1 protein-coding gene is annotated in these 230 nt (G+C 33.0%); it reads right to left on the bottom strand.

Annotated elements, in window-relative coordinates:
- Positions 1-230 (bottom strand): DUF499 domain-containing protein (locus G3997_RS04740; RefSeq protein WP_296648910.1); only part of this gene is annotated, 230 nt, incomplete at both ends.

The following is a 230-nucleotide window of genomic DNA, read 5'->3' as shown; positions in this document are numbered from 1 at the left end:
GTTTGAATTTCCTATAGCTTTTGATTTTGCATTAACTAAGTATGGTGGTATTTCATCTAATAATATAAGTAATGGTTGCCCTTTAAGTAAGTTTACCCATGCACTTTGACCTGGTGCTTGAAGTGGTGAGTAATAATTTTTAAATTGATCCTTTTTGCCTAACTGTTCTGCTATTGATCCCCATATACCAAATTCTGCATCACTTTCTCTTCCTATAAAACCAACTACTT

This window comes from Romboutsia sp. 13368 (assembly GCF_018336475.1).
In the GTDB taxonomy this organism is placed as follows: domain Bacteria; phylum Bacillota; class Clostridia; order Peptostreptococcales; family Peptostreptococcaceae; genus Romboutsia.
Note: the sequence above shows the minus strand (reverse complement) of the source record. Positions and strands in the feature narration are given on the sequence as shown.